The sequence below is a fragment of the Tenacibaculum sp. M1.3A genome (genome assembly GCF_057732375.1).
The window spans coordinates 34,299-48,138 of the sequence record NZ_JBYJEF010000001.1 but is presented as its reverse complement, the minus strand read 5'-3'; the positions used below and the strand labels follow the sequence as shown (position 1 = coordinate 48,138).

General features: G+C 31.2%; 13 protein-coding genes. 12 read left to right on the top strand and 1 reads right to left on the bottom strand.

All coding sequences use genetic code 11. From position 1 onward, the window contains the following. Positions 1-48 precede the first annotated feature (48 nt). Positions 49-765, top strand: a complete 717-nt coding sequence (locus tag AC28QF_RS00230; protein ID WP_488200359.1) for an RDD family protein — start codon at positions 49-51, stop codon at positions 763-765. Positions 766-1,057: 292 nt separating this feature from the next. Then, complete coding sequence (locus AC28QF_RS00225) at positions 1,058-4,030, top strand: DEAD/DEAH box helicase (RefSeq protein ID WP_488200360.1); 2,973 nt, start codon at positions 1,058-1,060, stop codon at positions 4,028-4,030. Between the two features lie 199 nt (positions 4,031-4,229). On the opposite strand, the gene rocD is transcribed toward AC28QF_RS00225, so the two are convergent. Beyond that, a complete protein-coding gene (rocD, locus tag AC28QF_RS00220) occupies positions 4,230-5,510 on the bottom strand; it encodes an ornithine--oxo-acid transaminase (RefSeq protein ID WP_488200361.1) in 1,281 nt (426 codons plus the stop codon). A 256-nt stretch (positions 5,511-5,766) separates the two neighbouring features. Here rocD and AC28QF_RS00215 point away from each other — a divergent pair, with 256 nt between their 5' ends. The 10 genes from AC28QF_RS00215 (at position 5,767) to AC28QF_RS00170 (ending at position 13,833) form a co-directional block, all read left to right on the top strand. Beyond that, positions 5,767-6,243, top strand: coding sequence for a hypothetical protein (locus AC28QF_RS00215; protein ID WP_488200362.1), 477 nt, complete (start codon positions 5,767-5,769; stop codon positions 6,241-6,243). 15 nt (positions 6,244-6,258) lie between these two features. Continuing rightward, positions 6,259-6,954, top strand: a complete 696-nt coding sequence (locus AC28QF_RS00210) for a YiaD family glycine zipper/OmpA-like lipoprotein (RefSeq protein WP_488200363.1) — start codon at positions 6,259-6,261, stop codon at positions 6,952-6,954. Between the two features lie 105 nt (positions 6,955-7,059). Then, entirely contained in the window at positions 7,060-8,511 is a 1,452-nt protein-coding gene (gene rlmD, locus AC28QF_RS00205) for a 23S rRNA (uracil(1939)-C(5))-methyltransferase RlmD (protein WP_488200364.1), read from the top strand. A gap of 7 nt (positions 8,512-8,518) precedes the next feature. Further along, positions 8,519-8,998 (top strand): DUF6452 family protein, encoded by a 480-nt coding sequence (locus tag AC28QF_RS00200; protein WP_488200365.1) that lies wholly within the window; start codon positions 8,519-8,521, stop codon positions 8,996-8,998. After that, positions 8,979-9,677, top strand: coding sequence for a DUF6048 family protein (locus AC28QF_RS00195; RefSeq protein ID WP_488200366.1), 699 nt, complete (start codon positions 8,979-8,981; stop codon positions 9,675-9,677). The genes AC28QF_RS00200 and AC28QF_RS00195 overlap by 20 nt, the downstream gene beginning before the upstream one ends. A 60-nt stretch (positions 9,678-9,737) precedes the next feature. After that, positions 9,738-10,685 (top strand): isopenicillin N synthase family dioxygenase, encoded by a 948-nt coding sequence (locus AC28QF_RS00190; RefSeq protein ID WP_488200367.1) that lies wholly within the window; start codon positions 9,738-9,740, stop codon positions 10,683-10,685. Between the two features lie 4 nt (positions 10,686-10,689). Continuing rightward, positions 10,690-11,013, top strand: a complete 324-nt coding sequence (locus AC28QF_RS00185) for a translation initiation factor (protein ID WP_488200368.1) — start codon at positions 10,690-10,692, stop codon at positions 11,011-11,013. A gap of 145 nt (positions 11,014-11,158) precedes the next feature. Continuing rightward, complete coding sequence (locus AC28QF_RS00180) at positions 11,159-12,103, top strand: DUF1835 domain-containing protein (RefSeq protein WP_488200369.1); 945 nt, start codon at positions 11,159-11,161, stop codon at positions 12,101-12,103. Continuing rightward, entirely contained in the window at positions 12,104-12,973 is an 870-nt protein-coding gene (locus tag AC28QF_RS00175) for a nucleoside phosphorylase (protein WP_488200370.1), read from the top strand. Then, positions 12,973-13,833, top strand: a complete 861-nt coding sequence (locus tag AC28QF_RS00170) for a substrate-binding domain-containing protein (RefSeq protein ID WP_488200371.1) — start codon at positions 12,973-12,975, stop codon at positions 13,831-13,833. Before AC28QF_RS00175 ends, AC28QF_RS00170 begins: the two co-directional genes overlap by 1 nt. The last annotated feature ends 7 nt before the right edge of the window (positions 13,834-13,840 follow it).

The following is a 13,840-nucleotide window of genomic DNA, read 5'->3' as shown; positions in this document are numbered from 1 at the left end:
CTAAAAAAAGTTGAAAGAACAATCAATAAAAAATTGAAAAACTAATTCATGGATAATTTTCAAATAGAAACTGCTCAAAATATTTCAATAAATCAAAATGTAGCGCATATTACTACACGAATTGGTTCTTACTTAATAGACGCTTTATTTATTGCAGGTTATTACATTATCCTGTTTTTTATAATGGCAATGTTAAATATGGCGCCTAGTATGAAATACATGAGCATATATATGTTGTTAGGATTACCTGCTTTTTTTTACAGTTTACTTTTTGAAGTTTTAATGAACGGACAAACACCTGGTAAATATTTTAATAGCACCAGAGTTGTAAAGATAGACGGATCTAAACCAACATTTGGTAGTTATTTAATACGCTGGTTATTACGCATTGTAGATTTTACTTTAGCTGGTGGATCGGTTGCTGTCTTAACCATTCTTTTAAACGGAAAAGGGCAGCGTTTGGGTGATTTAGCAGCATCAACTACTGTTATTTCTGAAAAAAAAAGAATTACATTAAAAGATACCATCGCCAATGATATTGACGATAATTACACGCCTGTTTACTCTCAGGTTACTTTACTTACCGATAGCGATATTCACACCATTAAAAAAGTATATAACGACGCTAAAAAGAAAAGAAACCATCAAGTAATTATGAAATTACACATAAAGGTTAAAGAGTTAACGAGTATTACTACCGACCAAAATCCGATGGATTTTATAGACACCGTTATTAAAGATTATCATTATTTCGCGCAGCAGTAAATAGCGTTTTACTATTAGATAAAAGTATTCAACTTTACTTCTTTTACTGTTAAGTCGAGCGCAGTCGAGATTCTATTTATTAAGGACCTGAAAATTCTCGAATGCGCTCGAACAGATAATTCATTGGTTCTTCAGCCTTAAAAAACACTTTGTTATTTCACTATATACGAATCAGTTAAAAACATGTTGATTTTTTGGTTGATAAAAAGACAATGGCAAGTCATTTTTAAGTTGATTAATAAACTATTTTCGCCTTCTTTATCAATCTATAAATTCAGGATTTCTTCAGCGCATGAAAAACGAAAAAAACTGGTTACAATATTATAAAAATAGCTTATCTGATAGTGAAAACCTAGCTATTGATATTTCTAAAATCAAGAACTTATTTAACCAACAATCTTCAGATTTAAGCAATGCGCTCATCAATACGAAACAAGCAAATGAATTATTAGATGTAGAAGAACGACGTATTAATCGTTTAAAAGGAGTCACCAAAAAAGACAGTAACAAGTGGTATAAAGTTGAAGAAACTAAAATACTTATTTCTCCTTTTCATTTAGAATATCAAACGGATAGCACTACATATAAACAACGCCCAATACATCCATTTTGGATTGTTGCTGTTGTAAATCGTTCAGGACAATTATCGGCTCCTAAAGAATTGTTCCCTTTAATTGTTCGTAATTATTTAACGCCGGTTGCCGATGTTAAAAATGATTTTATTTTTTCTGAAATAGACACTATTTTAGATGCCAAAGATCTTGAAGCTCCCGAAACTGAATATGAAGAAGAAGTTGTTTCGTGGGGCGAATACTGGGATTATATAAGTGATATATTTTCGGCAATTACCAACAGTAATTTAAATAACTATCAAGCAGAAGGGTATACTACACAATATCAACTTACTTATTTTGCTATCAGTTCTAAAATCTCCACAGCAAAAAGTATTCTTTTCTTGTATGAAAACTTGTTAAAAAACGAAGAAGAATTACCAATTTTATCAAAAATAATAGACCCAACTGCAAAAAACAGAATAGAAGCTGTTACCGATACTGGTTTTTTAAATTACAACCATTTGCATTTAGGTCAAATGTCTAACGAGTTCCCGTTATCTGTAAGTCAACGTAAAACATTGCTCTCTTATTTAACCGCCGAAGAAAATGCAGTTACTGCGGTAAACGGACCTCCAGGAACCGGAAAAACAACACTTTTACAAAGTTTAGTAGCTACCGAATTTGTAAAAGCGGCAATTGCAGGGCAAGATGCTCCTGTAATTTTAGCTTGCTCTAACAACAACCAAGCTGTTACCAATATTATTGATAGTTTTGTTAATTCTGAAAGCTCGATGGAAGAATTAGCAGCACGTTGGATACCTGATTTTAATGGGTACGCAACCTATTTACCTTCTAACTCTAAAAGTGAAAAAGCCTTAAAAAATATCAATTTCTTAAAAGGAAATATGTTTGGTAATGAAGGTACTTTGTGTAATTTAGAAGATGAAAAATACTTAAACGAAGCTGAATATTACTTTTTAACAAACTATTGCAATTATTTTAATGTAGAAACAAATTCGTTAGAAGATGTTTGCGACGCATTACAAAACGAAATTATTACAATTGAAGATACATTAATTGACGGAGTTCAGTTTTCTGCCGATTATATAACTTCCATCAATTACATTAATAACATTCTTTTAAATGAAGCCGATTACATTCAAAAAGATGCTTTTAAAATAGGAAGTCTTAAAGAATGGCGGACTATACTTACCAATTTAAAGTCAGCCACAAAACAAGCTGATTTTATTGACCAAATAAAAAAATATTTTAAAACTGATATTGCTAAAAACAGTCAGGAACATATTTTTAAAATCACTGAAGATACCATTGCTAGTAACGACAAAACAATTGCTTTTATTAAAGAATGCATCGCTAATTTAAATTTAGCGCTACAAGCAAATTTAAAATTAAAAAATTGGAAAGCAGAAAACAAAATTAAAGGATTTCCTTTTGTTTCAGAAGAACAAATGTGGACCAATGAATATGAAAAAATAAGTTCTAAAGACAACTCTCAGCGTTTTTTTTATGATGAGATTGATATGGAATTACGTCATAAAGCTTTTTTATTAGCAGTTCATTATTGGGAAGCTCGTTGGTTATTAGCCACAAAAGATGCTTTTGAAAACAACACCGAAAAAGGAACAGGAGAAAACGCTATTAAGAACAAATGGAAGCGCAGAGCAATGTTAACACCTTGTTTTGTGGCTACTTTTTATATGGCGCCGAGTCATTTTTTATACAGTCAATTTCAAGGAGAAGATGAAAACGGCAAACCTATTTTCGAGTATCTTCCTTTATACAATTTTTTAGATCTTTTAATTATTGATGAAGCTGGTCAGGTAACTCCCGAAGTTAGTATTCCTGTATTTTCATTGGCTCAAAAAGCTTTTGTAATAGGTGATTTAAAACAAATTGAACCTATTTGGTCCATTCCCAAAAAAATTGATGTTGGTAATTTAACAAGTTTAAATATGCTCCAAAATGAAAATGATACAGATTATTTAACAAAAATGGGATTTTTAGCATCGAGCGGTAGTATTATGAAAATGGCGCAAAATGCTTGTGAGTTCGAAACACCTTTAGCTACTGAAAAAGAACAAGGATTAGTACTATTAGAACACCGAAGATGTAACGATGAAATTATTAGTTTTTGCAACGAACTTGCTTATAACGGTATTTTAAAACCCATGAAGGGAAAAGCGAAAGATACACAAGTTTTTCCATCAATGATGGCATATCATGTAGAAGGTTTTAGCGAACGTAAATTTAACAGCCGTTGCAATATAAACGAAGTAAAAGCCATTATAACCTGGCTGCAACAAAATAAAGAAAAGATACAAGAAGCCTATAATATTGAAACAATCGAAAGTGTTTTAGGTATCATTACGCCATTTGCGAGTCAAAAAGGTGAATTATCAAAAGCATTAACCAAAGCTGGGTTTAAGGTAAACAACATTAAACTAGGTACCGTACATGCTTTACAAGGCGCTGAACGGAACATTATATTATTCAGCTCGGTATATTCTAACGAAGATGAAGGCACCATGTTTTTCGAAAAAGATAACAAACCAAACATGCTAAATGTAGCCGTTTCTAGAGCTAAAGAAAGCTTTATTCTGTTTGGTGATACTCGAATTTTTGATGAGACAAAAAACACTCCATCAGGTATTCTAAAAAAGCATTTAAATATTTACGAAACGGTTAGTTAAAATAATCATTAGAAGCTATTTCCCGCTTTCCGTACTCGCTCTCTACGAGGAGCTCAAACAAATACTACAATCGGGGCTAAGCCTATTTATTAAGTTTTGCCTTTAGCTATAAAATCTATTTTATCCTTTAGAAAACAAGAACACAAAAAAAGAGGAACGATTAAAATCGTTCCTCTTTTATATTTTAAAATTTATGGATTTAATTTTTAAACCCAGAAATTGTTTTCTTAATAATATCGATACACTCCATTAATTGTGCTTCCGTCATTACTAAAGGTGGCGCAAAACGAATAATATTACCATGTGTAGGTTTTGCTAATAAACCGTTATCACGTAATTTCATACAAATATCCCAAGCAGTAGAGCTTTCTTCAGTATCGTTAATTAAAACAGCATTTAACAACCCTTTTCCTCTTACCGATTTTACTAAATCATTACCTTTTGCGAACTCAGACAATTCTGTTCTAAAAATTTCACCTAAAGTATATGCTTTTTCTGCTAAATTTTCTTCCTGAACAACTTCTAAAGCTGCAATTGCAACAGCTGCTGCAACTGGGTTACCTCCAAAAGTAGAACCATGGTTTCCTGGCTTAATAACATTCATAATGTTATCATTTGCTAATACAGCAGAAACTGGATAAGCTCCTCCTGAAAGTGCTTTTCCTAAAATTAAAATATCCGCTTTTATTTCTGGTTCACCAGAACAGTTTTTATCTGCACATGAACAATTACCACAAGTAGCCAATAAACGACCTGTTCTTGCAATTCCTGTTTGTACTTCGTCAGCAATAAAAAGCACATTATGCTTAACACATAATTCCTTTGCCGCTGCTAAATATCCTTCGGTTGGCACATATACACCAGCTTCACCTTGAATTGGCTCTACTAAGAAACCTGCAATATTTTTATCACTTTCTAAAACCTCTTCTAAAGCTTTTAAGTTATCATATTCTATTTTAATAAATCCATCTGTATAAGGTCCAAAGTTCTTACGTGCTACAGGATCATTAGAAAAAGAAATAATAGTTGTTGTACGCCCATGAAAGTTATTTTCACAAACTACTATTTGTGCATCATTTTCATTAATACCTTTTACTTCATATGCCCACTTTCTACATAATTTCAAAGCAGTTTCTACCGCTTCGGCACCTGTATTCATTGGCAATAATTTATCGAAACCAAAAAGTTCGGTAGCAAATTTTTCGTACTTACCTAACATGTCGTTATAAAATGCACGAGAAGTTAAGGTTAATGTTTTTGCTTGTTCTACCATTGCTCCAACAATTTTTGGATGACAATGCCCTTGATTTACTGCAGAATATGCAGATAAGAAGTCGTAATACTTTTTACCTTCAACATCCCACACATGCACACCTTCACCTTTACTAAGTACTACTGGTAACGGATGGTAGTTATGCGCTCCGTATTTACTCTCTAATTCAATCGCTTGTTGCGAAGTTAATTGGTCTAAAACAGCCATATTAAAATAATTTTTAATTCATAAAAAACTATTCCTGTTCTACCTTTATTCTTTCAATAGTATAATTTTATAACCTTATATTTATAAACTTTGAAAAAGCAGCGTGGGAAAGAAATCATCCCTAAAAAACAAAACTATTAAATTTTAGTGACTTTATATGAATCAAAGTGTCTTAAATGAGTTAAAGTTAATTTGAGATGAATCACTCAGAAAAATAAAATAACTTTAAATTTGTATCATATTTAAAACACAGAACATGAAAAAAATTTTAACAATTTTAGTAGTTGCAGTACTATTTATTAGCTGTAAATCTACCTCAGTCGTAAATACTAAGTTAGACGGAAAAACTGAGCGAATGCTTAAAGGAGATTGGATAATGACTTCAGTTAACTTTCCTGGTTCAGACTATTTAAAAGTAAATTCATTTAATATAGAAGATTCTAAATGTTTTATTGGTAGTAATTGGAGCTTTGTTTCTAATAACAATAAAGGTCAAATGAGTCTTAATAACCCAGCAACTTCTTGTACCGAATTTAATTCTCCAATAACGTGGTATATTAATAAAACTGGTGAATTTGTTTTAAAAATAATAAATGATAACAAGGCCAAAAAGGTTAACAGCGGTTTTGTATTAAGTATTAATAATGTAACAGAAACAAGTTTTGAGCTAGTTGATAAAGTTAACGTTGCTAGTGAAATTAAAAACATTACCTATTCATTTCAAAGAAAATAATTTAAAAAACATATTATGAAAAAAACAATTATATACAGTTTATTCGCATTAGTTATAACTAGTAGTGTAATTACGTCTTGTAACTCAGTTAAAAACGCCAACAACACACAAAAAGGTGCTGTTATTGGTACTACTGCAGGAGCTCTTTTAGGTGCTGTTCTTGGTAACAATGTAGGAAACGGAAAAAACTCTGAATTAGGTGCCGTATTAGGTGGAGTTATTGGTGGAGTTGCAGGTGGTGTTATCGGTAATAAAATGGATAAACAAGCCCGTGAAATTGAAGAAGCATTACCTGGTGCAGAAGTAGAAAGAGTTGGTGAAGGAATTATGTTAACTTTAGGTGAAAACGCTGTTAGATTTAACACCAATCAATCTACTTTAACAACATCAGCTAAAGCGAACCTAAATAAATTAGTTCCTGTTTTTAACAACTATAAAAATACAAACATTGTTATTTATGGTTATACAGATATTACTGGTAAAGCAGAATATAATCAAGCACTTTCTGCTAGAAGAGCTAGTTCTGTTAAAAATTATTTATCACAAATGGGAATAGATATAATTAGATTCGAAACCAAAGGTTTAGGTATTCAGGATCCTATTGCCTCTAACGAAACATCTGAAGGTAGAAGTAAAAACAGACGTGTGGAGTTTGCGATTTTAGCAAATGAAAAAATGGTTAAAGAAGCGAAAAAAGAAGCAGGAAATTAAACAATATATTTCTTTCATAAAAAAGACTACTCAAATGAGTAGTCTTTTTTGTATCAACAAACCATATCTTTTCATAATTTTGCAATCCATAAATTATAGTTTACAATGCCACGTAGAGAACGAAATAAGTTTGTTAAAAAAAATCAAGTTTTAGAATTAAAAATTGAAGATTATGCCTTCGGCGGAAAAGGAATTGCGAGAATTCATTCTGAAGAAGGAAGCTTTGTTGTTTTTGTTCCTAACACATTACCAGGGCAATTAGTCAAAGCTCAAATTGGTAAATCGAGTAAAAAATATGCCGAAGCAAAATTAATTGATGTTTTAGAACCTTCTGAAGATGAAGTTGAAGTTCCGTTTCAAGACATTCCTGGTGCTCCTTATATTCAATTACCAATCGATTTACAACATCAATATAAAAAACAAAGCACCTTGTCTTTATTTCAAAGAATAGGGAAAGTTGAAAATATAGAAGACTTGTTTGATGAATTTATTACTTCACCAAATGTATTTCATTATCGAAATAAAATGGAGTATGGATTTTCGGCTATTGGTTACGATAGAGTAAAAAAAACAGATGCTGACTTTTTTACCTTAGGATTTAAACGTCGCGGTGTTTGGTGGATGGGAGATAATTTAGATAAAGATTCTGGATTATTTGATACACAAGTTGAAGACAACTTAAAAGTAATTCGTGAATACTGTGAAAAAACTGGTTTAGCGCCTTGGCACGGGCCAAAAAAAGAAGGTTTCTTCAGGTATTTTGTAGTTCGTAAATCGTACAAAACAAACGAGTTATTATTTAATTTAGTAACCACATCTTACGACTTACCTAAGTTTGATATGCAAGCCTTTGTTGCATTGTTAAAAGATATTTTTGGAGATCGTTTAGCGGGTTTATTACATACTATAAATGATGAAGTTGGTGATAGAACAATCGCTACATCTGGAAGTATAAAATTGGTTACCGGAAAAGATAAAATTGTAGAAGAGTTATTAGGTTTAAATTTCGAAATCAGCATGAAAAGCTTTTTTCAAACAAACCCTAAATCTGCCGAAAAATTATATACAAAAGTTGTTGATTATGCTTTAGAGAACAAAGAAGCTATAGACAATACTGTGGTAATGGATCTATTTTGTGGTACAGGAACTATTGGTCAAATTTTAGCTTCAAGAAGCGAAAATGCAAAAATAGTTGGTGTAGATATTGTTGCATCAGCAATTGAAGATGCGAAGAAAAATGCAAAACGAAATAATATAGAAGGATTACAGTTTTATGCTGCCGATGTTGGTAAATTCTTAAAAGAACACCCACAATATCAAAATAAAATTAGAACAATTATCTTAGATCCTGCTCGTGCAGGTATTGCTCCAAAAACATTAATCAAAATTATCAACTTAAATGCAGATAGAATGGTTTATGTATCTTGTAACCCAGCAACACAAGCACGTGATACAGAACAATTAATGCAGGCTGGTTATTTTATTAAAAAAATTAGTTTAGTAGATCAGTTTCCGCATACAGCACATATAGAAACCGTTGTTTTATTTGAAAAATAAATCTTAAATGAAAAAATATATCTTTATTTTATTTATTTGCTTCATCGGAATATCATCTTGTGAAAAGGATGATTTCTGTGTTCAAAACCCTGTAACCCCAAATTTAGTTTTACGTTTTTATGACAAAGACGATGTATTTCAACTAAAACAAGTGGAACGCTTTTCTATAATAGCACAAGGAAAAACAGACAGTCTTTTTATAAGTAGAACTACAGATAGTATTGCTATTCCGTTAAACTCTCTATCTGAAGAAACTATTTACACACTTAAAATGAACAGTATTGATGGTAATAAAGCTACAAATCAACTAGCCACACTTACTATAAAATATGACTCTGAAGATGATTATATTTCTCGTTCTTGTGGATTTAGAGTAATATTTAAAGATGTTAATATAGAACACACAGGTTGGATTGATAATTTATCTACTTCAACAATTGCAAATATAAATAATCAAACAAAAGCGCATGTACAAGTATATTATTAGTCTCTGTTTGGTTGTTATTTATGCAAATGGGTATTCACAAAAAAAAGAAACACTCGAAGCTAAAAAAGATAGTGTAACTTATAAAACAGGTTACGGATTACGTATAGGTGTTGATATTAGCAGACCCGTATTAGCAATCGTTGATAAAAGTTATAGCGGATTAGAATTGGTTGCTGATTATCGTATTTCTAAAAAATGGTATGTAGCTACCGAGCTTGGTTATGAAGACGAAATAACCTTTGAAGACTTTACCAAATCAACATCAAAAGGAAGCTTCATAAGACTTGGTGCAAATTTTAATGCCTACCAAAATTGGTTAGACATGAATAACGAAATTTATGTAGGTATGCGTTATGGTTTTGCTCTTTTCGATCAGACCTTAAATAGTTATAAACCAAATGTAGGAAGTACTTATTTTCCTTCTAATACTATTGAAGCTCCAATTACAGAAACAGGATTAACCGCTCATTGGACTGAATTTCAACTAGGTATAAAAGTAGAAGTTTTAAAAAACTTATTTTTAAGCGGTGGATTCTCATATAAAGTAATGTTAAGTTTAGACGATCAGAAGAACTTTAAAACCTTGTATGCACCCGGTTTTAATCGCGTATTTGAAAGTAATACTGGTTTTGGTTTCAATTATACAATCTCGTATTTAATACCTTTTGTTAATAAGTAATTTTAGAGCTTACGGTTGATTTCATTAACTTTACACTTTGAATAATTAAACTTATTAACAATGAATAAAATTCCAAGCGTAAATTTAGCAGACTTTTTATCTGATGATAAAAGCAGAAAACAAAAATTCATCAATGAAATTGGTGACGCTTATGAGAATATAGGGTTTGTGGCTTTAAAAGGTCATTTCTTAGACGATGAATTAGTTGATAATTTATATACAGAAATAAAAAACTTTTTCGACTTACCTACAAACGTAAAAGAAAAGTATGAAATTCCGGGTATTGGCGGCCAAAGAGGTTACGTGTCTTTTGGTAAAGAAAGTGCTAAAGGAAAAAAAGAAGGAGATTTAAAAGAATTCTGGCATTTTGGACAATATGTAGATGCTGCTTCTAAATATGCAAACGAATACCCTGATAATGTAACCGTTGAGGAACTTGAAAAATTTAACGAAGTAGGTAAACAAACCTATCAAATGTTAGAAAAAACTGCAAAATACGTGTTGCGTTCTTTAGCATTACACTTAGATTTAGAAGAAACTTACTTTGATAATTATATAAAGAATGGGAATAGTATTTTACGCCCTATTCACTACCCTCCTATTCAATCAGAACCTAAAGGAGCTGAAAGAGCTGCTGCCCATGGAGACATTAATTTAATTACTTTATTAATGGGGGCTCAAGGAAAAGGGTTACAAGTTCAAAATCATAAAGGAGATTGGATTGATGCTGTTGCACAACCTGATGAATTAATGATAAATGTTGGCGATATGTTATCACGCCACAGTAATAATAAATTAAAATCGACTATTCACCGAGTTACCAATCCGCCAAAAGAATCTTGGGGAACTTCTCGTTACTCAATTCCATTTTTTATGCACCCTATTTCTGAAATGAAATTAGATGTTTTAGAAAATTGTATCGATGAAAACAATCCGAAGAAATTTGAAGATATTACTGCTGGTGAGTTTTTAGATGAGCGTTTACGTGAATTAGGATTGAAAAAATAGTACAATGGATTTACACGATCAATTAAAAAATTTATTTCCAGAACACAAAGAAACGGAAGTAAAAAAAGAAGAGAAATCAGAAATTTGGTTGCAAGAGGATCCAATACTTTGTAAATATGAAAAGCGCAAAGGAAAACCTATTACAATTTTAGATGGTTATAATGGCGCTACGCAAGATTTTAAAAAGTTAGCAAAAGAAATTAAAACAACCCTAAGTGTTGGTGGGAGTTTTAAAGACGATAAAATAATTATCCAAGGAGATTATCGTGATAAAATAATGCAAATTTTAAAAGATAAAGGCTTTAATGTAAAACGCGTTGGAGGTTAACAATAATAAAAAGTCAAGAATTTAAATTCTTGACTTTTTTGTTTTTATATTAGCTAAGTATTAAAAATCAAACAATTAACAATAACCTTGTCAGATGAGCGTTATTATATAGAAAATCAAACTCTCAACTAAAATTCCATTAAATATGATTTCCCCTAAATTACATATTACAAACGGAGACTTTACTACTAAAAGACTTGAAGAATTAAATTTTGAAGGCAAAGTTATTACATGGCGAGAAATGTTATGTGAAGGAAAAACTATTGCTGATGTTGGTAGTGAAAGTTTCTGGAAAACACGTTTCGATTTTTTAAAAACATCATACAAAATTTCAAAACAAAAGTTTATCGATAATACTTTAAAAGAATATCGCAGCCTTTGTAACGAAAAAGCTCAAGACGAAATTATACTTTGGTTCGAGCACGATTTATTTTGTCAAGTAAACATGCTAGCTGTAATTAGCTGGTTAAAACATTACCGAAAAGGACGACAAATATCATTAGTTTGTAGCGGAAAAATAAACTCTCAAAAAAAGTTAGTAAGCTTAGCGGAACTCACAAACAATCAACTGCAAGAACACTACAAAAACAAGATTACCTTAACACAAGATGATATTGAATATGCCGATTATATTTGGCAGTTATATTGCTCTGACAGTCCGTTACAGTTAGAAAATGTTTATAAACTCGACAAAAATAATACTTTTAACTACTTAGAAGAAGCCATAAAAAATCATTTACTTCGCTTTCCATCAATTGAAAACGGCTTAAATCATATTGAAAATAGTATTTTAAAAACGGCAAACAAAAATCAATTTGAAAGCAAAGCACAATTGGTTAACAAGCTATTAATCAACCAAGAAAACTACGGATTTGGTGATTCTCAATATTTTAATAAAATTGATCAATTAAAAAATATGTTTACCTCTTTCAACCCTATTAAACTAAGTAAAATAGGTAAAAAAGTATTGCACCAACAAACAAATTATTATGGTAAAATACGTTCTGATTTTTCGTATCTTGGCGGGGCTAAAAAATACAGCTACTTATATGTAAATACTACTAATAGGCTGCTAAAAATCACATCATAAATGAAAATTCAAAATTCTGAGCTTATCTTAAATCCTGATGGAAGCATATATCATCTAAATTTAAGACCAGAACATATAGCTAACGATATTATTTTCGTTGGCGATCAATATCGTGTAGATAAAGTTACACAACATTTTGACACCATTGAGTTTACAACTCAAAAACGTGAATTTAAAACAACTACCGGAACCTATAAAGGAAAACGCCTAACAGTGGTTTCTACCGGAATTGGACCTGATAATATTGATATTGTTTTAAATGAATTAGATGCTTTGGTTAACATCGATTTAAAAACACGTAAAATAAAAGAAACACATACGCAATTAAATATTACACGTATGGGAACTTCAGGTTCTTTACAAGCTGATATTCCTGTAAATAGTTTCTTATTAAGTTCTCATGCTATCGATTTAAACGGAATGTTATTATCATATCAAACAGCAGAAATAGCGCATCAAGAAATCGAGCAAGCTTTTATTTCGCATACTAATTGGAGTGCTAAAAAATCATATCCATTGGTTGTTTCAAACGGAAAAAGCTTAGAGAATATATTAATGTCTGATACTATTTTTAAAGGAATCACAGCTACCGCTGGAGGTTTTTACGGACCACAAGGACGTGTGTTACGTTTAGCTTTACAAGATGGAGATTTAAATAAAAAAATAGATAGCTTTAGTTATAACGAAAACAGAATTACCAATTTAGAAATGGAAACTTCTGCTATATATGGTTTATCAAAATTACTAGGTCATAATGCGGCCTCTATGAATGCCATAATTGCAAATAGAGCTAATGGTACTTTTAGTGAAGACCCAAATAAAGTGGTTACCGATTTAATTATATATACATTAGATAAATTAGTAGGATAATGCTAAACTTAAAAGTAGGTGGTGTACCAGAACACTTTAATTATCCTTGGTATATTACTTTAAAAAATAAAGAATTTACAAACCAAGGTATTAATTTACGCTGGCAAGATTTTCCTGGTGGTACTGGGCAAATGTGCAAAGCTCTACGCTCTGGCGAAGTAGATATTGCAATTGTATTAACCGAAGGAATTATTAAAGATATTATTAACGGTAACCCTTCTAAAATAACACAAACCTTTGTTAAGAGCCCTCTAATATGGGGAATTCATGTTGGTGATAAATCGAAATTTAAAAAAATTGCTGATTTAGAAAATGCCACTGTAGCAATTAGCCGTTTTGGCTCTGGTTCTCATTTAATGGCAATCGTAAATGCACACAATAACGGTTGGAATATTGACAAGCTAAAGTTTAAAGTTGTTGGCGACCTACAAGGAGGAATCGATGCTTTAACAAACGGAGATGCAGATTACTTTATGTGGGAGCATTTTACTACAAAACCTTTAGTTGACAACAATACTTTTAGACGCTTAGGAGATTGTCCTACACCTTGGCCATGTTTTGTAGTAGCTGTTAGAAACGAAGTTTTAGAAAATAATTTTGAAGAAGTTAAAAATGTTTTAAATATCATTAACAATTGTACTAATGATTTTAAAAGCATTGATAATATTGATGAAACTTTGGCGCACAGATACGAACAGAAGATAGAGGACATTCAAGAATGGTTATCTATAACCGAATGGAATGAAGGTAAACCTATCTCGGAAGATTTAGTTACCCAAATACAAAATAAAATGATAGGGTTTAACGTTATTGATTCGAAGAAAGATTCTAGGGAGTTAATCAGAAATATGTATATTTGATTTTTAT

Excerpts from the sequence above, each read along its gene's own strand:
- AC28QF_RS00200 (WP_488200365.1), top strand. The coding sequence starts at position 8,519 with ATGAAAAAATATATCTTTATTTTATTTATTTGCTTCATCGGAATATCA.
- AC28QF_RS00190 (WP_488200367.1), top strand. The coding sequence starts at position 9,738 with ATGAATAAAATTCCAAGCGTAAATTTAGCAGACTTTTTATCTGATGAT.
- AC28QF_RS00180 (WP_488200369.1), top strand. The coding sequence starts at position 11,159 with ATGATTTCCCCTAAATTACATATTACAAACGGAGACTTTACTACTAAA.
- rocD (WP_488200361.1), bottom strand. The coding sequence starts at position 5,510 with ATGGCTGTTTTAGACCAATTAACTTCGCAACAAGCGATTGAATTAGAG.
- AC28QF_RS00210 (WP_488200363.1), top strand. The coding sequence starts at position 6,259 with ATGAAAAAAACAATTATATACAGTTTATTCGCATTAGTTATAACTAGT.
- rlmD (WP_488200364.1), top strand. The coding sequence starts at position 7,060 with ATGCCACGTAGAGAACGAAATAAGTTTGTTAAAAAAAATCAAGTTTTA.
- AC28QF_RS00170 (WP_488200371.1), top strand. The coding sequence starts at position 12,973 with ATGCTAAACTTAAAAGTAGGTGGTGTACCAGAACACTTTAATTATCCT.
- AC28QF_RS00185 (WP_488200368.1), top strand. The coding sequence starts at position 10,690 with ATGGATTTACACGATCAATTAAAAAATTTATTTCCAGAACACAAAGAA.
- AC28QF_RS00215 (WP_488200362.1), top strand. The coding sequence starts at position 5,767 with ATGAAAAAAATTTTAACAATTTTAGTAGTTGCAGTACTATTTATTAGC.
- AC28QF_RS00230 (WP_488200359.1), top strand. The coding sequence starts at position 49 with ATGGATAATTTTCAAATAGAAACTGCTCAAAATATTTCAATAAATCAA.
- AC28QF_RS00175 (WP_488200370.1), top strand. The coding sequence starts at position 12,104 with ATGAAAATTCAAAATTCTGAGCTTATCTTAAATCCTGATGGAAGCATA.
- AC28QF_RS00225 (WP_488200360.1), top strand. The coding sequence starts at position 1,058 with ATGAAAAACGAAAAAAACTGGTTACAATATTATAAAAATAGCTTATCT.
- AC28QF_RS00195 (WP_488200366.1), top strand. The coding sequence starts at position 8,979 with ATGTACAAGTATATTATTAGTCTCTGTTTGGTTGTTATTTATGCAAAT.